Here is a 24,110-nt window from a genome sequence, read left to right on the forward strand (position 1 = left end):
ATTCATTTAGCTTATTATAAGTGTTTTATTGCGCTCCATATTATCATGGTTAAATTTGTACAAATAACTTACCATGAGAACGCCACGAAAACCTGCGTACGTATATAGATCTCTCCATTCAAAAAACCATAGAGATGCTGCTTGATTTTTATGCGTAGATATGATTGTCTCTCCCAAGTCTGAAGGGGGAAGATAAATGATCGCACGTATTACAACTGTTGCTTTTCGCGGTCTAGAAGCAGTTCCTGTTGATGTACAGGTTATGATTTCATCCGGTAAAATAGGAATGGCTATTGTTGGGTTAGCCGATAAGGCCGTTGCAGAAAGCCGTGAACGTGTGCAAGCAGCCCTCCATGCTTGTGGGCTTTCTATGCCAACCAAACGAATTACGATTAATCTTGCACCAGCTGATTTGCCTAAAGAGGGCTCACATTATGATTTGCCAATTGCCGTAGGCTTAATGCTTGCTATGGGAATCCTCCCTCCCGAAGTAGCGCAAGATTATGTCATTTTAGGTGAATTGTCACTGGATGGTTCACTGACTTCCGTCAACGGGGTTTTACCAGCTGCCATGACAGCTGTATCTCTCGATAAAGGACTGATTTGTCCCTTTCAATGTGGACCTGAAGCAGCATGGGCAAATGCAGAAATAAATATTCTTGCCCCAGAAACTCTTCTCACGATAGTCAATCATTTTAAAGGAACCCAAATTCAAAAACGTCCACAACCGCGCCAATATACAATCGAAACTGAACTTCCAGATCTTTGCGAAATCAAAGGACAGAAAACAGCAAAACGTGCCTTAGAAGTTTGTGCTGCTGGACGCCATAACCTTTTGTTTGTCGGTCCTCCTGGTGCTGGAAAATCTATGTTAGCGCAACGCTTACCTTCTATTTTACCCCCTCTTGATAGTCGTGAGCTTTTAGATGTCTGTCTGATTGCATCTATTACAGGAGAAACGATTCATAATACCATTTCACTTCATTGCCCCTTTCGTTCCCCACATCATTCTGCTTCCATGGCCGCAATGATTGGTGGAGGGCTTAAAGGACGACCGGGAGAAATCTCTCTTGCTCATAACGGTGTGTTATTTCTTGATGAATTACCTGAATTTTCTCCGCAAGTTCTTGATTCCCTTCGTCAACCTTTAGAAAGTGGAGAAGCGGTTATCGCTAGGGCCAATCATCATATCAGCTATCCTGCTCGCTTCCAACTCATTGCCGCAATGAATCCTTGCCGATGTGGTATGGCAGGTGAAAAAGGCCATGTTTGTGCTAAAGGAATACGCTGTCAAATCGATTATCAATCCCGTATTTCTGGTCCGCTTCTCGATCGAATTGATTTACGGATTGATGTTCCTGCTTTGACAGCGATGGACCTTATGCAACCAGAGCAATCAGAAAAAAGCTGCGATGTTGCAAAACGCGTCGCACGGTGTCGTACCATTCAAGCCAAACGTTTTTCAATACTAGGGTTGGATCATATCCGAACCAATGGCGATTGCCCTGCCAAAATCATAGAACAAATTGCCATTCCTGATAAAAATGCCGCCACACTCTTACGAGAGGTGAGTGAAAAAATGCATCTTTCTGCCCGTGCTTATCATCGCATTCTCAAAGTTGCGCGTACGATTGCTGATCTTGATGAATCCGATAATCTTTCGCGCCATCATCTCGCAGAAGCTATCTCCTATCGACTCGGTACGGAAAGATTAACAGCTCTTAACTAAAAAACTGTTCATCAGTAAAAACTTATTGGAAAATAACGTAAATAAAGCTCTGTCAGTTTACCATCCTCTTCTAAAGATTTTAGAGCATAATTGAGGATCTCAATCAATTTTTCGTTCTTTTTTGCAACAGCAAGCTGCATTCCTTGACCCAATAACTGTGGAGCCATATATGCTCCCCCAACAAAATGGTAGCAATCAATAGATTTTTGATTTTTGAACCATAACGATAAAGAAAATCCATCATCAAAAATAAGGTCAATTTTATGTTCTTGTAAGGCTTTATAGAGCTCTTCCCTCTCTTTAAATCCTTGCCATTTTGCTTTAGGAAAATAATCATGAAAAAGCTTTTCGTGAATACTTTTAGACAAAACACCACTGGTTAAATGGACCAATTGATCGCTTATTGTTTCCTCAAGATTTAACTGTCGAGAAGCAACAAATCGTGCTGGAAAGCGCAAATATGACTTTGTAAAAACAAGATCTTGTTGGGTTTGACTTGTTTCTTTTAAACCTGCAATAATGACTTCTGCACCACCATTTTTGACATGCTCGACAAGCTCTTTCCAAGGAACCACTTCTACTTCACAAAGTTTCTCTAATTTTAATTTTGAGCAAAGAGCACGCAACAAATCGATATTATAACCTGCAAGATGCCCTGTTTTATCAAGAAAATTAAAAGGAGGAAAATCAAAAGTTGTTACAAAACGCAAACGCATGATATCCTTGGTATCAGGTTGTACAAAATGTTCATGCGAATCAAAAAAAGAAGGCAATCTTCCAGCTATTTCAGCTTCTGCGTAAGAGAAAAATAAAAATCCCCCTGCTACAAATAAAATACGAATAAAAAGAATGTATAAATTATGGCGTAAAAAATACCGTAAACGCCATTGAAGCTGTTTTACATGTATAGGCTTTCTTATTTTCAAACTCTCTTCCCCATTTTTCAAAGATAATATGCAACGCCGCTTCATTATTATCTAACGCACTTCACCAAAATATCTTCCGTTTCATCAATAAAATTCTTGCTCTTTTTTTAACTGTGAAAAACTTTAACCGTTTTCGTATATTTTTTGAAATCCGTTGAAAATGCTTAAACTTTTGATCTCAAATATTCTCAAACAAGTATATAAAAAGAAATTAACCTTATAGAATTATCAAGGTATTTGACTTTGTACTCTTCAAACTCAGCTTCTCTCGATAAATTACGTTTTTAAGTTCTTTTGTCTTTCCATTCATACTACTCACTTAACGAAAGGCTAGACAGATAAACCCTGCGTTAAATATTCACCACGCACTGTAAAAATACTTAAATATATCAAAGAAGCGCTTAGTTATCTTATATGACTGGCCTAAATAACGTTGTTTTACTGTATAATAGTGTAATATCGTTTCATCATTCTCTCCATTATATATCGACAGATATTGAATCTAGAGCTGATATACGGTAAATGTTTAATGTGGTTATTCCATAAATAACTGATCAGAACATTAAGCTTTAAAAAAGCAGATAAAATATTGTAAATTGAACACAGGAATGGATTAACTTATGAGTGATGAAATAACCTCACCGACACAAGGCGATGAATATGGCGCCGCCTCTATCAAAGTTCTCAAAGGTCTTGATGCTGTACGCAAACGTCCTGGTATGTATATCGGTGATACTGATGATGGATCAGGGTTACATCATATGGTCTATGAAGTTGTAGACAACGCTATCGATGAAGCGTTAGCTGGTCATGCAACTCTTGTAAATGTTACTCTCCATGCGGATGGTTCTTGTTCCGTTCGTGATAATGGACGTGGAATTCCAACGGATATCCATCCAACAGAAGGTATTTCTGCCGCTGAAGTTATTATGACACAGCTTCATGCCGGTGGAAAATTTGATCAAAACTCTTATAAAGTTTCAGGTGGATTGCACGGTGTTGGTGTTTCTGTTGTGAATGCTCTGTCCGTTTGGTTGCGGATGAAAATCAAGCGTAACGGCAAAATTCATGAAATGTCGTTTACACATGGAGTTGCTGATTCTCCACTCAAAATTGTTGGTGATTGCAATACAGAAACTGGAACAGAGATCAGATTTTTACCAAGCTCTGAAACCTTTACTATGGTTGAGTTTGATTTTGAAACATTGGAGCGTCGTTTACGGGAATTGGCCTTTCTAAATTCTGGAGTCTATATTCTTCTTGTTGACGAGCGTCATGCTGATATTCAATCCGTTGAATTGCATTATGAAGGTGGCTTAACAGAATTTGTCAAATATATTGACCAATCAAAAAAAGCCCTGCTTGATAATCCTATTTACATTGCAAGTGAAAAGGATGGTATGAGCGTTGATGTTGCCCTATGGTGGAATGATTCCTATCATGAAAAGGTCTTGTGTTTTACCAATAATATTCCTCAACGGGATGGTGGAACGCATTTAATCGGTTTTAGAAGTGCTCTTACACGCCAAATTAATGGTTATGCTGAATCTTCAGGGATTGCCAAAAAAGAAAAAGTGAATTTAACCGGTGATGATTGCCGTGAAGGACTAACAGCTATTCTTTCCGTCAAAGTTCCTGATCCTAAATTTTCTTCACAAACAAAGGATAAATTGGTTTCTTCTGAAGTGCGCCCTATTGTTGAAAATTTGGTCAACGAAGGTCTTTCAATATGGCTGGAAGAACATCCTAATGAAGCAAAGCTTCTCATTAGTAAAGTGGTGGAAGCTGCAACAGCACGTGAAGCAGCACGTAAAGCACGTGAACTCACAAGGCGAAAAGGAGCGCTTGATATCACTTCTCTGCCGGGAAAACTTGCTGATTGCCAAGAGCGTGATCCTGCAAAATCAGAAATCTTTATTGTCGAAGGAGATTCAGCAGGTGGATCAGCAAAAAGTGGGCGTTCACGTCAAAATCAGGCAATTTTACCTCTCCGCGGTAAAATCCTCAATGTTGAACGAGCCCGCTTCGACCGTATGCTCTCATCTGATATGATCGGAACCCTTATTACAGCTCTTGGAACATCTATTGGTAAAGATGAATTTTCACCCGATAAATTACGGTATCATAAGATTATTATCATGACAGATGCGGATGTTGATGGAGCCCATATCCGTACTCTGCTGCTCACTTTCTTTTTTAGACAAATGCCCGAGTTGATTGAACGGGGACATCTTTATATTGCGCAACCACCTCTTTATAAAGTATCGCGTGGAAAATCTTCTCAATATATTAAAAATGAAGCAGCCTTTGAAGAATTCTTGATCGACACGGGACTAGAAGAAACAACTCTCGAGCTTTCAACCGGAGAAGTTCGTGCAGGGGCTGATTTATATCAAATCGCTAAAGATGCCCGTATATTCCGTCAACTTTTAAATGGCCTTCATACCCGTTATGACCGCAATGTTGTTGAGCAAGCAGCCATTGTTGGAGCTTTTAACCCTGAAGCCTTTGCAACACAAGAAAAAGCACAAAAAATAGCAGATGCCGTCGCGCAGCGTCTTAATCTGATTGCTGATGATATGGAACAGGGATGGAGTGGGCAATATACAGAAAATAGGAGTTTATGTTTTGAGCGTGTTTTGCGTGGTGTTAAAGATGTTATCACGCTTGATATGGGACTTATAAACTCAACAGATGCACGTCAAATTGATCGCATTTCCCAAAATTTTAGCGACCTATATCATCCTCCTCTTCTTTTACGACGCAAAGATAAAACAGAGCGTATTTTTGGACCTATGAGCCTTTTAGAGAGCATTTTTATAAACGGTAAAAAGGGTATTACTCTTCAACGCTATAAAGGTCTTGGAGAAATGAATGCTGAACAGCTTTGGGAAACAACCCTTGATCCCAATGCGCGTTCTCTTTTACAAGTAAAAATTAATGATGCAACCGATGCAGATTCACTCTTTTCTCGTCTCATGGGTGATGAAGTTGAACCTAGACGTATTTTTATTCAAGACAATGCCTTAAGCGTTGCTAATCTTGACATCTAAAGGTACTCTTCTGTTTTTGGCTGTATAAACGTCGTAGTTTTACACGTTGTTTTTTCGTATTTGAACATTACCTCTCTCTTTCATTTACGATAAAAGAAAAATAAGAAAGGTCATAGATATGGCAACTGAAACAGAACGTGTAGGCGTCAAAGGGGGTATGGAACACTCCTTTGGTTTCACAAGAGTTGATGAAACACAAAAACAATCCATGGTGGATGGCGTGTTTCATTCTGTTGCTGAAAATTATGACAAGATGAATGATATCTTATCCTTAGGGCTACACCGTGTGTGGAAAAATTCTATGGTTGCATGGCTTTCTCCACCAGCACTTTCTCACTGGAAAGTTCTTGATGTCGCTGGTGGTACAGGTGATATTGCTTTTCGCATCCTTAATGCTTCACGCCAAAAAGCCCATGCTACGGTTCTTGATATTAATGGCTCTATGCTCAACATTGGCAAACAACGCGCACAAAAAAATGGTCTTACTCCTCTGATTGATTTTGTTGAAGCCAATGCAGAACATCTCCCTTTTGAAGATCAAAGCTTTGACGCTTACACAATTGCTTTTGGAATTCGCAATGTTCCTCATATTGATCAAGCTCTTAGAGAAGCTTTTCGTGTTTTAAAGCCCGGTGGACGTTTCTTATGTCTAGAATTTTCAAATGTCGAGATGCCTTGGCTCGATAAAATTTATGATCTTTGGTCTTTCTATGCTATCCCTAAGCTGGGTCAATTTATTGCAAATGATGGCGATGCTTATCGTTATTTGGTTGAGTCTATTCGCAAATTTCCTAAACAAGATGATTTTGCCCATATGATCAAGCAAGCGGGATTTTCACGCGTATCGTACCGCAATCTCACCGGTGCGATTGCAGCACTGCATTCAGGTTGGAAACTTTAAAAATGGTGCAAATTTCTCCTTACTTTCAATTGATGCGTGCAGGATGGGTTTTAGCACGTGAAGGTGTTTTAAGTGCTCTTCCTCATGATGATCTTCAAGGATTTCCAGCGTTATGTCATCGTATAGCGCGTGCATTAGCACGACGCAAAACAAAAAAGAAACAGCGATCTGAAAATATTTCATATGCTATCAATAAGCTTGGACCCTCTTACATAAAACTTGGTCAATTTCTTGCCACAAGACCTGATATTGTCGGACGGAATATTGCAGACGATTTGTCACAACTCCAAGATCGTGTTGAAACATTTTCTTGTACCGCCGCTATTGCTCAAATTGAAAGTTCGCTTGGTCGCTCTATTGATGATTTATTCATCAATTTTTATCCCCCCATTGCCGCTGCTTCTATCGCTCAGGTTCATCCTGCTGAATATAATGATGAAACCGGTCATAAGAAAAAATGTGCCGTAAAAGTTATCCGTCCTAATATTCGAGCGCGTTTTTCTAAAGATCTTAGAGGTTTTTATCTCATTGCGCATTTACAAGAGCATTATATCCCTGCCTCCCGAAGGCTGCGCCCTGTTCGTGTGGTGGATACTTTAGCACAAACAACACGCCTTGAAATGGATCTACGCTTAGAAGCAGCCGCCATATCTGAAATGGCTGAAAATATTCAACAGGATACCGGTTTCCGAGTGCCAAAAATTGATTGGGAACGGACAGGGCGTAATGTTCTCACCATGGAATGGATTGATGGTATAAGAATATCCGAAATTTCCAAGCTTAAAGAAGCAGGTTTTGATCTACAGGCGCTTGCCATTACGCTTATTCAATCTTTTCTACGCCACACATTACGTGATGGTTTTTTTCATGCCGATATGCATCCTGGTAATTTATTTGTAGACTCAGATGGATGTATTGTTGCTGTTGATCTGGGAATTACAGGAAGGCTTGGGAAAAAAGAAAAACATTTCCTTGCTGAAATTCTTTATGGCTTTATTACACGCGATTACCATCGGGTAGCCCGCGCTCACTTTGAAGCAGGCTATGTCCCTTCACACCATAATATTGAAAGCTTTGCGCAAGCCAATCGCGCGATTGGTGAACCAATTCACGGACAATCAGCACAAAGCATTTCCATGGCTAAGTTGCTCACATTGTTGTTTGAAGTCACTGAATTGTTTGACATGCAAACGCGACCCGAACTTCTCTTACTGCAAAAAACAATGGTTGTCGTGGAGGGTGTTGCTCGCACATTAGACCCCAGTTTTAACATGTGGAAAGCTTCTGAACCCGTTGTCAGAGAATGGATTAGTAAAAATTTAGGGCCCGTAGGTGTTGCAAAAGACTTTAGTGAAGGAGTGCAAGCTCTTCTTTCGCTGGCACGCAAAACACCACAATTGATACAAAATTTCCAGCGTATAGAAGAAGATTTCAATCAAATGAGAAAAACAGGTTTTAATCTTTCTCCTACTACTCTGAAACAACTTTCTATCGAACAAAGTCGTAGAAATCGTTATGGTCGTTATAGCTTATTTATCATTGCACTTTGTTGCGTTTTTTTCACTTTTTACTTTTTTCATCTTTTCTAATCTCCTTAATGTGCTAAAAATATCAACAATGAAATCATTGAAATCATTTTGTTTCTTGGAGGTATTTTATGGCCAGCATTACTATTCGTAACCTCTCTCCTGAAATTAAAGAAGCTTTGCGCATACGCGCCGCGCAAAATGGCATTTCTATGGAAGAAGAAGCACGCCGTCTTCTAAGTAATCCTACCGCTCTTACCACGCCCCTCTCTCATGCAAGTGCCATTGAGGTGCAATCATTGCAATCGAAATCACTCCTTCTTATTATTGGTGGAAGTATTGCGGCCTATAAAGCGCTTGATCTTATTCGTCGTTTAAAAGAACGTGGAGCACACTTAAATGTCATAATGACAAAAGCAGCGCAAAAATTTATTACGCCTTTAGCCGCTGAAGTTTTAAGGGGTGGTAGGGTATATACTGATTTATTTTCACGCGAAGAAGAACATGATATCGGACATATCCGACTAGCTCGTGATGCTGACCTTATCATTTTAGCCCCTGCTACAGCCAATCGCATTGCAAAAATAGCCCATGGTATAGGAGATGATCTCGCCGATTGCGTCCTTTTAGCAGCACGCTGTCCACTCTTAATTGCCCCCGCTATGAATCCAGCCATGTGGGCGCATCCAGCAACTATTCGCAATGTTGCACAATTGCGCGCAGATGGCGTTCATATTATCGGACCAGAAATCGGAAATATGGCTGAACGTGACGAAACAGGCTATGGACGCATGAGCGAACCTTTAACCATTGTCTCTGCCATAGAGGCTCTTTTAGATGTACATGAAAAACCTCTCTCTGGTCGCCATTTCATCGTTACCTCTGGTCCTACCCATGAATCCATTGATCCAGTGCGTTATCTTGCTAATCGGTCTTCGGGTAAACAAGGTCATGCCATTGCAACCGCTCTTGCGCATTTGGGAGCAAAAGTAACACTTATTTGTGGACCCGTTAATCTTGCAGATCCGCAAAAAGTAAAAACTATTCACGTTGAAACAGCACAACAAATGTTACAAGCTGTTCAAGAATCATTGCCTGCGGATGGTGCTATCTTTGTTGCCGCAGTTTGTGACTGGCGCAGTCAAACGCAATATTTACACAAAATTAAAAAGAATGCTCATAAAACACCACCACCCCTCCATATGGTTGAAAATCCCGATATTTTAGCAACAATTGGACATGCTCCAAACCGCCCTTCCTTGGTTATTGGTTTTGCTGCTGAAACTTGTGATATCATTACCAATGCGCAAAAAAAATGCATCGAAAAAGGCGCTGATTTCATTCTTGCTAATGATATTTCTCTTCAACAAGATGGTACAAGTGTTATGGGTGCTGATACAAATCAAGTTTATCTTGTGAGTAAAGAAAATGTTGAACAATGGCCCCCTATGCGTAAACAAAACGTAGCGCAAAAATTAGCAAACATGATCGTATCATTTTTTGCCCTCCAAATGCCTACACCTCATGAGAAAAAAGCACCTCATTTCAAATAATAACTTTTTAAATACGTTGATATAAAAACGAAAAACTCTCTTTTTTGCAAAAAAAACATCGATGTATTTCTTTAGTGTTATTGAAAATAGATCTTGTAATTCAAGAAATACAATATATTCTTTAAATGTGTTTCTTGTTTTTTTGCTTCTTTCCTTAATTTATTAATCTATGATTTTTACTGCTGCCTATCGTGCTTTACAACGTTTGCTGACTTCGCAATATAGCATTATGATCCTAAAAGCATTGGGGATTACTTTTTTTGTTCTCGCCATTTTATGGTTATGTGTGCACCAACTTTTTGTGTCTTACTTTTGGCCTTGGGTTTCTCAGTTTCTTCCTGGACTCCCGAGTTGGGCAGGATGGTTGGGATTTAGCATGCTTATCATCTTTAATCTTGGTTTGGCTCTTTTGTTGGCTTTTTTGATTGCCCCTATAACAGCCATGATTGGTAGTTTTTTCATTGACGCTGCTGCTGAAATCATTGAAAAGGAAGATTATCCAAATGAACCTATTGGACAAGCGATGCCATTTGGGCGTTCTCTTATCCTCTCCTTTAAATTTGTTATTTTAAGCCTTCTTGGTAATGGAATTGCTTTTATTTTATTCTTCATACCAGGTGTTAATTTCATTGCTTTTTATATTATTAATGGTTATTTGCTTGGGCACGAATATTTCTTGTTTGCTGCTTATCGTTTTCGAACAGAGCAAGATGCGCGTGCTTTTTTACATACTCATTATACAACGGTTTTTGGTGCTGGATTATTGATCGCGGTTTTTGTTTCGATTCCCATTCTTAATTTAGCTACACCACTTTTTGCAGCTGCTTTTATGACACATTTACACAAAATGCTTTCCCAAAAAACCATGGCACGCATCACTCAAAAATAATATTCTTTAAACTTCACAAAACTTACCAGCCAAAGGAAACATACTATAAAATTTTATGCTAACCTTTTTAAAGTCAACATATTGATTTATAATGATAGTCTTTTTATGACATACGTAAAAAACTTAAATATTATAAAGCTTTCTTATTTTAATCCTATTCATATTGAATCAATTATAATCGTTTGTTGAAATGTTATAAACGGAGGCAATGCGTGGATAAAAGCACTTTTCAAAAGGCATAAAAGACCTCTCCATCCCCCCTCTCAAAGCAAGAATTATTGTGACATTGGAAACTGCCAAGCTTATGAAGATATTGGTTTGTACCTTCTATTTCAGTAAAAATAGGGGAGCATCATGAATTTTATGCCTTTCATGGAGGGAATGGTATACTCTTCATGGGCACCATCATGAGATGAATTTTTGGAATATGTGAGACTTTTAAACCTACCAACGCGTGAATACACAATAAAAATGATATTTTTGGGGGTGCTTTATTTTATGTGAAATGCCTGCTCTTTAAGAAAACCATTTGAAAAAAATCTTGCTCTGGTGTTAGCGTTTCGCTAACATGACGTTGTCATGTCCACTATTTTCAATGGATTATTCTAACCCTGTTAACTTCTTATATTATAAGGTTTCTTTTCTTCAAGACTGTTGATATGAATGATTAATTGGATGTTCATTTTTATTAAAAAATAAGGCATTTGTTAACCATCGCGCAAGGAGTGAATTTTAATCCAAAAGTCAAAGAATAAAAACATGTAAGTTATTAAAACTTATGAGAAATTTGTTATAGGGAATACTCTTCATGTATATGATTGTTATGATATTGGAAAAATTAAAAAACAAACTATACGTACAGTGATAAAAGTATTAAATAGACTCGTTTGTTTCACCGGAAAAGCAGATGTAACTGCTTAAGTTCTATATTCTTTCAATTCATGTAAAAGATGTATAATATTTAAAGGAAGGCTATAAAGATGAACTGGATTACAAATTATGTTCGTCCTAAAATTAACTCTATATTAGGACGCCGTGAAATTCCAGAAAATCTATGGATTAAAGATCCTACCAGTGGTGAAATGATTTTCCATAAAGATTTGGAAGCCAATCAATTTGTGGCTCCCAATTCTGGCTATCATATGCGTATCAGTGCCAAAAATCGTCTCATGCATTTTTTTGATGATGGTGTCTATACAGCTCTTGAAAATCCAAAAGTTGTAACAGATCCTTTAAAGTTTCGCGATGAAAAACGCTATATTGACCGGTTAAAAGATTATCGTTCTAAACTTGGCGTTGATGACAATATTTTAAGTGCACGTGGTACGATTGAAGGCTTACCCATTATTGCAACCGTTCAAGATTTCGCTTTTATGGGTGGATCCCTCGGTATGGCTTCAGGAGAAGCTATTATCAAAGCTTTTGATACTGCCATTGCTGAAAGGTGTCCTTTGGTTCTTTTTGCTGCTTCTGGTGGTGCACGCATGCAAGAAGGAACACTCTCATTGATGCAAATGCCCCGTACAACCGTAGCGATTGAAATGCTGAAAGAAGCAAAACTTCCGTATATTGTTGTTCTGACCAATCCAACCACCGGTGGTGTTACTGCTTCTTACGCCATGCTTGGTGATATTCACATTGCCGAACCTGGCGCTATGATTGGTTTTGCTGGTCCACGTGTGATTCAACAAACGATACGCGAAACCCTACCAGAAGGTTTTCAAAGTAGTGAATATCTTCTCGAACATGGTATGGTTGATATGGTTGTATCGCGTTTAGAAATGAAAACAACCATTGCACGTCTTTTACGCTTAATGATGAAACATCCTGTTGTTGTTAACCCTTCCACCCCATCTCCAACAGATCCTGAAATGTCGCTTTCTAAAACAAAAGCAGCTTAAATTTATGCAACAAAATCAAGTACAAAGGGTGGTGGATGATTTACTCAAGAATTATCCGAAAAAATTTGATCTTTCTTTAGAGCGTATTGTCCGACTTTTAGAACGTCTTGGCAATCCACATTTAAAACTTGGCCCTGTTATTCACATTGCTGGAACAAATGGCAAAGGATCTGCTTCAGCAATTTGCCGTGCTCTTTTAGAAAGTGCAGGCTACAACGTTCATATGTACAGCTCACCTCATCTCGTCAACTGGAATGAACGCTGCCGGTTAGGCCAAAAAGGAGGTGGTCAATTCGTTACAGAGACCCTATTGGCTGAAACAATCCATGAAATCATAAAAGTCAATCATCAAGAGCCGATTACTATTTTTGAAATTTTTACAGCCGCTGCCTTTATGCTGTTTCGTATCCATCCAGCTGATGTTGTCATTTTAGAAGTTGGGCTGGGAGGACGTTTTGATGCTACCAATGTCATTAACAAACCAGCTGTATCGCTTATTATGCCCATTGATTATGATCATGAGAGCTTTCTTGGAAACACAATTTCTCAAATCGCCTTTCAAAAAGGGGGGATTATCAAACCAAAGGTTCCTGTGGTCATCGGGAAGCAAAATTATGAAGAAACTCTTGCTACTTTAATATCCCTTGCCGATAAAAATAAAGCACCTTATTCTCTATTTGATCAAGATTATCAAAGCTATAAAGAACATGGACGTATGGTTTTTCAAAACAATCAAGGTCTTATGGATCTTCCCCTTCCTAATCTTATTGGAGACTACCAAATTGCCAATGCTGGCGCTTCTCTTGAAGCAGTCTATCAAGCAGGTTTTCACCTTTCAGAACAAGTCATAATTGATGCTTTGAAAAATATCTATTGGCCCGCGCGGATGCAACATCTTACCCACGGATATTTGGTTGATCAATTATCTCCTAAATTTGATTTATGGTTAGACGGTGGTCACAATCCTGCTGCTGGAAAAGTTATTGCGGCTGAACTTACACAATGGAGAAAAAAAACAAATCGCCCCATTATTATGATTGCTGGCATGATCAATACAAAAGATGCTGTCGGTTATTTTCGTCCTTTAGCGGGCCTTGTCGATAAAATATATACGATACCGCTTGTTAATAATAACGCCAGTATCTGTCCAATAAATTTAGCTGAATCAGCCCAAAAAGCAGGAATCTTTGCGTCCGCCCAAGCGCACCTACAAGATGCTTTGCATAAAATTAAGGAAGAATATCAAGAGGTTATTGTCCTTATTGGAGGTTCCCTTTATCTTGCTGGCGATATTTTGCGTGACAATAAAACACCACCGTGTTAGAAATTGGCTATTTTTAAAGCTTTGAAAGATAGACTTTTTAATCATGCAACTTGATTGTGCACTTTATCAACATCCTAAACTTATTACTGTTTTTGGCGGGTCTGGTTTTGTAGGACGTCATGTCATTGAAACTTTGACGAAACGAGGATATCGCGTTCGTATCGCTGTTCGTTGTCCACAAAAAGCTTATTACATGCTCCAAATAGGAGAAGTAGGACAAACCCAAATGCTTAAAACGGATATCAAGCATCGTGCCTCTGTTGCACGCGCATTACTTGGAGCTGATGCCGCAGTGTTTTTGCCTGGTAGTTTAAAACAAGCCAATCAATCTAATTTTAAAAGTACACAAATTGATGGTACTTACAATGTTGCTGAACTAACAGCAGAAGCTGGTATTCCACTCATCTATATGTCAACACTTGTAGCCAAAGAGGATGCTTCATGTCTTTATGCGCGTGTTAAATTTATGGGTGAGCAAATCATTCATAACAAGCATTCTCAAGCAATTATTATCCGTCCATCTGTTATCTTTGGGCCAGAGGATTGCTTCTTTAACACGTTGGCAGATTTGTCGCGTTTTTTACCCATTATACCTCTTTTTGGAGGAGGACAAAGTAAATTGCAACCCGTGTATGTTGGTGACGTTGCTGAGTTTATTGCGCGCGCTTTAGATGGACAGGTTTCTTGGGGAAAAAATTATGATCTTGGTGGTCCCCAGATTATTACCTTCCAAAATACTCTTGAAAATATACTCAAAATTATTCATCGTAAAAAAACAATTCTATCCATGCCCCTCTCTGCTGGTCTATTAATTGGAAAAATTTTGGGAACAATCGGTAAATTGCCCTTTATACCGACACTCGTAACAGCCAATCAGATACGTTTTTTGCAAATGGATAACATTGTTTCTCAAGAAGCTCTTGAAAATGGATATACTTTAGAAGGTGTGGGAATTACTCCTAAAGCAATCGCTGCGTCCTTGCCAAGTTATCTCTGGAGATTTCGTCCACATGGTCAATTTTCCCAAAACTTACTCGTCTAAAATAAATTCTTCCAAAACTGAATTAATTATTTGATTTATAATTCATGGCTTGTTGTTCGCTATTTTAAAATCAATGTGCTCAATAGATTGATGTTTTTGCATTTTAAATACTCCATTGATATCATAAATGATATCATAAAAAGTGTTTTCTCGCATATTTACAGTCTTTTGAAAAAAATTATTGAAAACAGGAAAAAAACATCTCTTACAAACTATCCTCATGCAGGAGCATGATGCACCATAGGAATTCAGAAAAACCTACGCTGAGATTGTCTATCCATAAATATAAAGACAACAATATATGGCTTTGCATTATATTATTTTGCTCAAAAGCTTAATCATGAAATGAAACGAGGTAATGATACCTTTTCTAAACAACTGCATGAATGAGGAAGATAAGAGTATACTATTTTTGATTATCCCGTAAAAAAGTCGATATGAAAACTGTGAAGCAATACATCATTTTTATTCTTTAAAAGGTATCCCTCTGAAGATTTTTAAAAGCTTTAACGTTCCGTAAAAAGAATAAAATTTTGTTTTTATAATAAGACTTATCCTGAGATTTCTTGTCCTCTTCGTAAATCATTACTCAGAGCCATAAATGCGTATTTATTACACAAGTTGGTAAAGATTTTAAAAGAGCTTTTTCACGTAAAGAAGTCTTCTTCTTGTCTTGCATTTTTTTTTAATTTCTCCTACCGTCTTTAAAAAAGTGATTTTAAAGGAATGAAGAATGACAGCTCAAGATTTTGTTGTCAAAGATATTGCCCTTGCCGATTATGGTCGTAAAGAACTTGATATTGCTGAAACTGAAATGCCTGGCTTGATGGCTTGTCGCAAGGAATTTTCCTCTAGTCAACCTTTGCGTGGTGCGCGCATTTCTGGTTCATTACATATGACAATTCAAACAGCTGTTTTAATTGAAACATTAAAAGTGATTGGTGCCGATATACGGTGGAGCTCTAGCAATATTTTTTCTACGCAAGATCATGCAGCAGCAGCTATCGCCGCAACGGGTATCCCTGTATTTGCCGTTAAGGGTGAAACATTGGAAGAATATTGGACTTATATAGATGCAATTTTCCAATGGCCTGATGGTAATCCTTCCAATATGATTTTAGATGATGGAGCAGATGCTACAAACTATATTCTCATGGGAAGTCGTGCAGAACAAAATAAAGATATCCTCTCGCATCCCAAAACAGAAGAAGAAGAAATTTTTTTCAAACAAATCCAAAAGCGTATGGATATAACGCCAGGATTTTTTACACGACAACGCACAGCAATTAAAGGTGTAAGCGAAGAAACCACAACAGGTGTAAACCGTCTTTATCAATTACAAAAAGAAGGACTCCTGCCTTTTCCTGCTATTAATGTCAATGATAGCGTCACGAAATCAAAGTTTGATAATAAATACGGATGTAAAGAATCATTAGTTGATGGTATTCGCCGTGGAACAGACGTGATGATCGCGGGGAAAACTGCCATTGTCTGTGGTTATGGTGATGTAGGAAAAGGTTCAGCAGCATCTCTTTCAGGTGCTGGAGCTCGTGTTAAAATAACAGAAATTGATCCTATTTGCGCACTTCAAGCAGCTATGGATGGCTATGAAGTTATTAATTTGGATGATGCTGCCTCCAGCGCTGATATTATCATCACAACAACAGGCAATAAAGATGTTGTCCGTTTAGACCATATGCGACAAGTAAAAGATATGTGTATTCTTGGCAATATTGGTCATTTTGATAATGAAATCCAAGTTTCTGCCCTTAGAAATTTTCCGTGGACAAATATTAAACCTCAAGTTGATATGATCACCTTTCCCGATGGAAAACGTATTATTTTGCTTTCTGAAGGGCGGTTGTTAAATCTTGGTAATGCAACAGGGCATCCTTCTTTTGTCATGTCGGCCTCGTTTACCAATCAAGTTTTAGCGCAAATTGAACTCTTTACCCGTGCAGAACACTATAAAAATGAAGTCACTGTTCTGCCTAAACATCTTGACGAAAAAGTTGCACGTCTTCATCTTGATCGGTTAGGAATAAAATTAACTGTTTTATCAGAAGAACAAGCTGCTTATATTGGAGTTACACCGCAAGGACCTTATAAACCAAACCATTACCGTTACTAAAATGCTTCCTTGGGTTTAAAAAAAGGGAAAGATGTCGTGCTCAACTTTGGTGACCATACCCCCAAAGAAAAAGCTCAAAAAATGATTCGAATCTGCACGCATATATTTTGCCTTTTTTTCTTTTTTTCTCCGACACACACTGTTGCTCAGTCGTTGGAAGGTTATTTACCATTTTCCTTCACTTTGCCAAATGGTCCATGGTTGCTTTTAGCGCTATGTGGAGGAATTTCTTGTGCTTCATTTTTCACGTGCATGGCTGTGATTATGCATGCAAAAAAAGCAGCTCAGAAGCCTTTGAAGATAATTCAGACAGATTTTTCTGAAAAACTTAAATATTATGAATGGCTTCTGGAAGAAACCGAACAATTCCTTCTTATTTGGGAAAATCCAACAACCTTACCTCGTGTCGTGGGTAACCTTTCCACATTGCAAAAAATAGGCATTGATCAGCGAGATTTTCAGCGCTTTGAACTCTGGGTTGAAGAAAATTCTCTGCGAGAACTTGATTATGCGTTGACTCAACTGCGTTGTAAATGTCACCCTTTTGAACTTTCTATCACCACCACAAATCATGTGCTGCTACAAGTTACAGGGGTTATCGCAGGGACAGTCGCCATTGCTCGTTTTCAGGATATCTCAAAACAGCAAAGCGAAAATGCTCGTTTACAGAAAGATATTGCCCGCCTTCTTACTGAACTGAGAATGCAGCGTAATCTTCTTGATCTTATTCAAGAGCCTGTATGGATAAAAGATTGCGAAGGAAAAATTTGTTTTATCAATCGCGCCTTTAGAGAAATGACAAACTTTCGTGAAGACAGAGATGAAGTGGAGGATCTTTTTAATGAAAATACACAACGCAAAACAAATGAAACAGAAACAATTTTTCAAGAACATGTTCATACCGTCATTGATGGAGAGCGGCGCCGTTTTCACCTCACACGTCTCACAACAGCAGAAGGAATGGCTGCTTTTGCACGTGATGACAGCGCCTATGAAAATCTTGCTCATGAATTAAGATATGTTCTTCAAAGCCATTGTGAAACCCTTGACCAAATCTCAACAGCTGTTGCCATTTTTGATACAAACCAAAAATTAAAATTCTGCAATCATGCTTTTAAAGTTTTATGGCCATTAGAAAGTTCCTTTTTAGAAAGTGAACCAAGCCATACATTATTTCTTGAACGTTTACGTGAAAAAGGGCTCATTGCTGAACATCCTGATTGGCGCGCGTGGAAAGAAGAACTTTTTAAAGCCTATCGGCAAATGGAATCAAACCAACAAATTTGGAATCTCCCAGATGGTCGTACGGTGCGTGTTGTCTCGAACCCTCATCCACAAGGAGGAGTCACGTGGCTTTATGAAAACCTCACAGAAAAAATTGATCTTGAGCGCCGTTATAATACACTTATTAAAATACAAGGTGAAACACTTGATAAACTTTCTGAAGGTGTGGTCGTTTTTGGTGCTGATGGACGCCTTCGTTTATCGAATCCTTCCCTGTCGAAATTGTGGTCGCTTCCTTATAATTTACTGGTAGAAGGAACCCATATTACACAGTTAAAAAACCATTGTTCAGCCTTAACCGTGCGACAAGAATGGGATCAATTTACTAAATTCATTACCGGTTTTGCTGAAAAACGTGAAACATATTCGGGTCGTATAGATCTTAAAAATGATATGATTATTGACTATACTTTAGTCCCTCTTCCCGATGGACAAACAATGCTTACTTTTGTGAATGTTACAGACACTGTCCATGTTGCACGTGCTCTTCAAGAAAGAAATGAAGCCTTAGAAAGTGCAGATCGTTTGCGTAATGAATTTGTTCAACATGTTTCCTATGAATTGCGTACACCTCTTACTAACATTATTGGATTTTCCGATATTTTACGGGATCAAATTTTCGGTTCTATCAATGAGCGCCAACAAGAATATCTTGGGCACATTCATTCAGAATCAGGAACTCTTTTAAATATTGTTAATGATATTCTTGATCTTGCCACCCTTGATGCAGGCATTATGGAGTTAGACATAAAACCAGTTAATATTGCCGATGCAATGATACAAGCAGTAGCACGTGTAGAAGATCGCCTTAATGGACGTCATATTACGCTTTTACAACAAATTTCTCCTTCCTTAAACACTATTTCTGCTGACGAAAAACGCTTACATCAAATTTTTGTGAATGTCCTGAGTAATGCACTTAATTTTGCAACGGAAGCGAGCACAATTGAATTTTGTGTCGATGAACAAGATGATAACATTGTCTTTAGCGTTCACAATGAGGGCTCTGACATCCCTGAAGACATTCTTGATCGTATTTTTAAACGTTTTTCTTCCCATTCACACCATGGTGGACGTGCAGGAGCAGGACTTGGTCTTTCGCTTGTGAAAAGTTTTGTTGAACTACACGGTGGACATGTTGAAATTCTTACCGGTTCTGGAAAAGGAACAACAGTTAAGTGTTTTTTCCCCCTCCTAAAAGGGGATAAGATTTTTTAATGAAAGCCTTAATGAATTTTAATTTTTTTCTTGAAAATGAAGAGGCAACAAAGCTTTTTGCAAAAAATTTAGCCCTTTCTTTAAAGCCAGGGGATCTTGTGACGCTGCAAGGAGATCTTGGAACTGGAAAATCAACCATTGCACGGACAATCATCCAAACGCTTGCAAACGATAATACTATAGATGTTCCAAGCCCTACTTTTACTCTTATGCAAAGCTACCAACTTCCACAGTTTGAAATTATTCATGCTGATCTTTATCGCCTTTCTATGGCAGAAGAAATTGACGAATTAGGGCTTCATGAAGCACGTGAGAAAAACATTTTACTCGTTGAATGGCCAGAAAGAAGTGCAGACCTTTTAGAGATTGCCACTTTTGCACTCATCTTACACTATAAAGCACAGGGACGTCATGTGACATTGAGATCAACACAACATTCCATTGAACGTTTGCAACAATCTTTTGCAATTCGCACATAAAAAACATCGACATGATCATGCATAACAGTGTGGATTCTTAAAAGCATTAAAATAAATGCATCTAACTTTTTGATTTAATTGACTTGCTATTACCAATATATTTTAGAAAAGAATGTTTAAAAAAGCCAAAAGGAGAGATAAAATTTCTCTCCTTTATCGTTGCCTATGTATAAGCATTAACTAAGCCCATCTTTTATCCATTCAGAAAGACGTCCTTTAGAGGTAGCACCAACCATATTTGATGAAACATTTCCATTTTTAAACATTAATAATGTAGGGATAGAGCGCACGCCATATTGGGTAGCCAATTCCGGATTTTCATCAATATTTACTTTAGCAATTTTAACTTGATTTTGCATTTCCGTTGAAATTTCATCTAAAATTGGCGCAATCATTTTGCAGGGACCGCACCATTCTGCCCAAAAATCAACCACAACAGGGGTGGAAGAGGTTAGAACTTCACTTTCGAAATTGTTCTTATCAACTTTTATACACGTCATTGATTTATCCTTTATACTCACTTTTATAGATTGGTATGATAACAATTCATATCAAGTTATTGCAAAGATAAATTATTAAAGGGATTTTCTTCACCAAAAATTGTGGAGCGCATTTATTTGAATAATTTTATGAAAATAAAAAGCATAAAGATACTTTGAAAGGAAGAAATAGCTTATAAGGCAATTTCATCAAGAAATGCCTCGAGTTTTTCTGGAGGAAGTTTAAAAATTTTGGCTTCTTTACTGTAGATAAGCAGAGCTTGGACATCTTTATTGGGATGTATCGCTTGCAACAATTTTCGATAAAGCGCCATTTGCAACCAATGATGAGGAGCAATAGCAGCTTCATTTTCAGGTGGAATCCCTGTTTTAAAATCAGCAAAGATAATGCTGTTTTTCGTGATGTAGAGACGATCAATTTGACCAGAAACTGCTTGTTCTTTTCCTCGAATTTTTACAATACCCATTAAAGGAACCTCAGCACGTGAATGCTCAGAAAAGAGAGGTTTGAGGTAAACATGATCTAAAATTTTCCAAACGTGGCGAAGAGCATCCTCTCTTTGGCTTTCCTCCCAATGAGAAGCTTTGAGATTGAGATAGTTTCGAGCATAATCTGGACGTTTTTGTGGGGGGCAATCTGGTAGATGTTGTAACAATCGGTGAATGATATGACCATATTCAATGAAAAAAACTCTGTTGGTGTTTGTTTCTCCTAAAACAGGTGAAGTGAAAAGTTGTTTTGGACTTGAAGAAAGCTCTGTATCAGCTTCAATGGAAAGGCTCGCGACAGAGGGTTTTAAAGGTTTTGGGAGCACTGGTTCGACTGGTACTTTATGAGAGAAAAAGGAAGGCAAAGGTGGTAAGGCTTGACTCTCAGCACAAGGAACTTCTTGATTTATTATAGAGGCAGAAGAGGAAGATGTAATGCAATAACGCCAAGCTGCAATATCTTCTGCAGGACCTTTTATAGTAACCGCATGGGGTACAAGGGCTTTTTTTACTAGTTGTAGCCATGTATCAGAGAGCGTTTTTTTACCGTTATATCCACAAACAAATAAACGATCTTCAGCGCGTGTCATTCCCACGTAAAGAAGGCGCCTATATTCTTCTTCGGCACGCTCTTTTAAATGTAAAATTGCTTTTTTAGAGAGCTTTGTATTAAACTTTTCATTGGGGCGCCAAATAAAAGCGTGTTGTCCGTACCCTTGTGCATCATCTAAAGGAACTTTAAGCAAGTGAGGCGCATGCTGAGGATGCCAAATCGCACTACCAGGATCAACCAAAAATACAACAGCAGCCTCTAGTCCTTTTGCGGCATGAACAGTCATGATGCGAATTTCTTCATTGTTTTGTTCAAATTCACGTTTAATTTCTGGTTCGCTTGCACTTAATGTTTCTAAAAAAGCTTGTAATCCTGGTAATCCTGTTTTTTGAATGTTAAGCGTATAATCCATAAAAGCATCGAGCACATCATTGGCTTCAGATCCTAAACGAGACAGAATTTTTTGTCTTCCCTTATCATTATTCAAAATATGGCTATAAAACTCGAAAACCGGTATTTGATCCACTAAAGCGCGATAATGGTTCAATTTTTCAAAAGCATCTTTAAAAGGCGCTTTCGATGATGTGTGCATACATAAGCTTTGCCAAAGAGAACCGGTGCGGTATGCGGCAAGCTGATAGAGTTCCTCTTCACTAAAAGCAAAAAGGGGGCTTTTTAATACACAAGCAAGAGAAAGATCATCTTGTGGCTGCAAAACAAAACGCCCAAGTGCCATTAAATCACGGATACTAATATGTTTGGTGAGCTGTAAACGATCAGCCCCTGCTACGGGAATATTACGGTGTTTAAGAGCCCGAGAAAGAGCTGAGACAAATTTATCACGTTTACGGACCAAGATCATAATATCACTTGCCCATATTAAGCGTCCTTTTGCTGGAAGCATTTCACCTTTTTGTAACCAGCCAGCAATCGTTTCAGCAATTTTTTCTGCTAAACGGACTTCAGGGGTATCTAAATGATCAACGCTTAAATGCCAATCATGCGGAAATTCGCTTGTTTCTTTGGAAATGGCATCCCATATAACAACCTCACCAGGACTATGAACACGAATAGCTTCATGCACCGTCTTTGTATTTTCTGCCGAAAGTCCTCTATAATTTTCTGGTGGTTCAAAAACAAGATCAACGCTTTTAAGAACATCCGCTGTAGAGCGAAAAGAGTAATGCAGTTGTATTTTTTCAAATTGCTGATTTGTTTGCTGCACTTTTTTTTGAATAATTCGTCCATTTGCAGCAAAATTTTCTGGGGCCGCGCCTTGAAAAGAATAAATAGATTGCTTTTCATCTCCAACAGCAAAAAGAGTCCGTATATTTGTTCGTTGGCTATACCCTGAGAAAAATTCTTGTGCCAACAGTTGAATAATTTGCCATTGCTCAGGGTTGGTATCTTGTGCTTCATCAAGTAGAATATGATCAAGCCCCTGATCAAGTTTATAGTGCACCCATTGGCTTGCACCTTTGCGCTGTAACAAATGAAGTGTACGCTCAATAAGATCGTCAAAATCTAAGAAGCCATTGGCCTTTTTTAGATTCGTATAAATTTCGAGATAAACGGAACAGATCTGAAAAGCAGCCATATTGAGAGTGGCAACCTTTGCGCATTGATATTTCTCTAAAAGAATAGAAAGCTTGCTCTGTTTATCTTCAAGCATTTGTTGAATAAAAGGCCAAATTTCGTCTGATTTTTTACGAGATAAATGGGAAAAATTACGCGGCTCACCTTTTGTTTTAAAATAAATGTCAGAAATAATCTTGAGAATATTAGTCTCATCACGCACCTCTTCTAATTGGGAAAACTTTGCCACCATATCTTTCAGAGTTTGACTGCCATTGGCTTCACAATGCTTAAGAGCATAAAGAGGAAGACGTGCGGTTTGTTGAATTTGTTCCAGTAAACATTGGTTTGTTTCATCGGGCGCTAAGTTAAAAAGCGCACGCAATTTTTCTTCTCCATTTTCAGACAAAAGAGACGATAAAAAATCAGAGAGTTTATGTTGTTTTTCAATAGCTTCATAGAGAAGTTTGTTAAAAGTATGTTCGCTAATAACTTGGAGTAACTGTTGCAAAGCAGGTTGTACATCACGACGTGCTAAAAGTTGGCGACGAGATTCTTGTCGTAATTTTTTGCGACTGATATCATCGGGAAGTTCAAAATGCCCTGCGATATTGGCTTCTAACATAAATTGATGCAAGAGAGATTCACAAAAAGCATGAATCGTTTGAATTTTCAAACCACCAGGTGTTTCGAGAGCACGCGCAAAGAGTTGTCGTGCATAAATTAATTTTTGTGCACTGACGGGTTTATTTTCAAAGCGTGTTAAGGTTTCTTGCAACTGTGCATCATCGAATTCATTCCAACTTGAAAGTGTACGAAAAATTCGTGATTGCATAACAGCAGCAGCAGCTCTTGTATAAGTAAGGCACAAAATACGTGCTGGAGGCGTACCATTTAAAAGCAAACGAATAACACGTTCACTTAAAACGTGGGTTTTTCCAGATCCAGCATTTGCAGAAACCCATACGTTTTTTTGGGGATGTGTTGCCGTTGCTTGTGCATCAAGAGCAGCTTGAGGAATAGAAAAAAAACTCATG

General features: G+C 38.3%; 15 protein-coding genes. 12 read left to right on the forward strand and 3 right to left on the reverse strand.

Annotated features, from left to right (window positions below; all coding sequences use genetic code 11):
• Positions 1 to 196 precede the first annotated feature (196 nt).
• Positions 197 to 1,729 carry a YifB family Mg chelatase-like AAA ATPase gene (locus PVV70_RS00525; RefSeq protein WP_273757471.1) on the forward strand — a complete coding sequence of 511 codons (1,533 nt, stop codon included), beginning with the start codon at positions 197 to 199 and terminating at the stop codon, positions 1,727 to 1,729.
• 11 nt (positions 1,730 to 1,740) lie between these two features.
• Here the strand turns inward: PVV70_RS00525 and PVV70_RS00530 are convergent, their stop codons facing one another.
• Entirely contained in the window at positions 1,741 to 2,700 is a 960-nt protein-coding gene (locus PVV70_RS00530; RefSeq protein WP_273757472.1) for a transporter substrate-binding domain-containing protein, read from the reverse strand.
• Positions 2,701 to 3,275: 575 nt separating this feature from the next.
• On the opposite strand from PVV70_RS00530, the gene gyrB reads away from it, so the two are divergent.
• The 11 genes from gyrB to tsaE all read left to right on the forward strand — a co-directional run bounded on the left by gyrB (position 3,276) and on the right by tsaE (position 19,956).
• Positions 3,276 to 5,708, forward strand: a complete 2,433-nt coding sequence (gene gyrB, locus PVV70_RS00535; RefSeq protein ID WP_273757473.1) for a DNA topoisomerase (ATP-hydrolyzing) subunit B — start codon at positions 3,276 to 3,278, stop codon at positions 5,706 to 5,708.
• A gap of 118 nt (positions 5,709 to 5,826) precedes the next feature.
• Complete coding sequence (gene ubiE, locus PVV70_RS00540) at positions 5,827 to 6,609, forward strand: bifunctional demethylmenaquinone methyltransferase/2-methoxy-6-polyprenyl-1,4-benzoquinol methylase UbiE (protein ID WP_273757474.1); 783 nt, start codon at positions 5,827 to 5,829, stop codon at positions 6,607 to 6,609.
• A 2-nt stretch (positions 6,610 to 6,611) separates the two neighbouring features.
• Positions 6,612 to 8,198, forward strand: a complete 1,587-nt coding sequence (gene ubiB, locus PVV70_RS00545) for a 2-polyprenylphenol 6-hydroxylase (RefSeq protein WP_273757476.1) — start codon at positions 6,612 to 6,614, stop codon at positions 8,196 to 8,198.
• A gap of 68 nt (positions 8,199 to 8,266) precedes the next feature.
• Entirely contained in the window at positions 8,267 to 9,688 is a 1,422-nt protein-coding gene (gene coaBC, locus PVV70_RS00550; RefSeq protein WP_273757477.1) for a bifunctional phosphopantothenoylcysteine decarboxylase/phosphopantothenate--cysteine ligase CoaBC, read from the forward strand.
• A 169-nt stretch (positions 9,689 to 9,857) separates the two neighbouring features.
• Positions 9,858 to 10,577 carry a sulfate transporter family protein gene (locus PVV70_RS00555; protein WP_273757478.1) on the forward strand — a complete coding sequence of 240 codons (720 nt, stop codon included), beginning with the start codon at positions 9,858 to 9,860 and terminating at the stop codon, positions 10,575 to 10,577.
• A gap of 980 nt (positions 10,578 to 11,557) precedes the next feature.
• Positions 11,558 to 12,478: an acetyl-CoA carboxylase, carboxyltransferase subunit beta gene (gene accD / locus PVV70_RS00560; protein WP_273757479.1), complete on the forward strand. Its 921-nt coding sequence runs from the start codon at positions 11,558 to 11,560 to the stop codon at positions 12,476 to 12,478.
• A gap of 4 nt (positions 12,479 to 12,482) precedes the next feature.
• Entirely contained in the window at positions 12,483 to 13,802 is a 1,320-nt protein-coding gene (locus PVV70_RS00565) for a folylpolyglutamate synthase/dihydrofolate synthase family protein (RefSeq protein WP_273757480.1), read from the forward strand.
• Between the two features lie 43 nt (positions 13,803 to 13,845).
• Positions 13,846 to 14,844 carry a complex I NDUFA9 subunit family protein gene (locus PVV70_RS00570; RefSeq protein WP_273757481.1) on the forward strand — a complete coding sequence of 333 codons (999 nt, stop codon included), beginning with the start codon at positions 13,846 to 13,848 and terminating at the stop codon, positions 14,842 to 14,844.
• A 733-nt stretch (positions 14,845 to 15,577) separates the two neighbouring features.
• Positions 15,578 to 16,975: an adenosylhomocysteinase gene (ahcY, locus tag PVV70_RS00575; RefSeq protein WP_273757482.1), complete on the forward strand. Its 1,398-nt coding sequence runs from the start codon at positions 15,578 to 15,580 to the stop codon at positions 16,973 to 16,975.
• A 36-nt stretch (positions 16,976 to 17,011) separates the two neighbouring features.
• The gene (locus tag PVV70_RS00580) at positions 17,012 to 19,477 is read left to right on the forward strand and encodes a PAS-domain containing protein (RefSeq protein ID WP_273757599.1); all 2,466 of its coding nucleotides are present in this window, start codon (positions 17,012 to 17,014) and stop codon (positions 19,475 to 19,477) included.
• 11 nt (positions 19,478 to 19,488) lie between these two features.
• On the forward strand, positions 19,489 to 19,956 hold the full coding sequence (gene tsaE / locus PVV70_RS00585; RefSeq protein ID WP_273757484.1) for a tRNA (adenosine(37)-N6)-threonylcarbamoyltransferase complex ATPase subunit type 1 TsaE: 468 nt from the start codon (positions 19,489 to 19,491) through the stop codon (positions 19,954 to 19,956).
• A 176-nt stretch (positions 19,957 to 20,132) separates the two neighbouring features.
• On the opposite strand, the gene trxA is transcribed toward tsaE, so the two are convergent.
• Both trxA and addA read right to left on the reverse strand, forming a co-directional pair.
• Complete coding sequence (gene trxA, locus PVV70_RS00590; protein ID WP_005774353.1) at positions 20,133 to 20,456, reverse strand: thioredoxin; 324 nt, start codon at positions 20,454 to 20,456, stop codon at positions 20,133 to 20,135.
• 173 nt (positions 20,457 to 20,629) lie between these two features.
• Complete coding sequence (addA, locus tag PVV70_RS00595; protein WP_273757485.1) at positions 20,630 to 24,109, reverse strand: double-strand break repair helicase AddA; 3,480 nt, start codon at positions 24,107 to 24,109, stop codon at positions 20,630 to 20,632.
• Position 24,110: the final 1 nt, after the last annotated feature.

This window comes from Bartonella sp. AU55XJBT, from assembly GCF_028618525.1.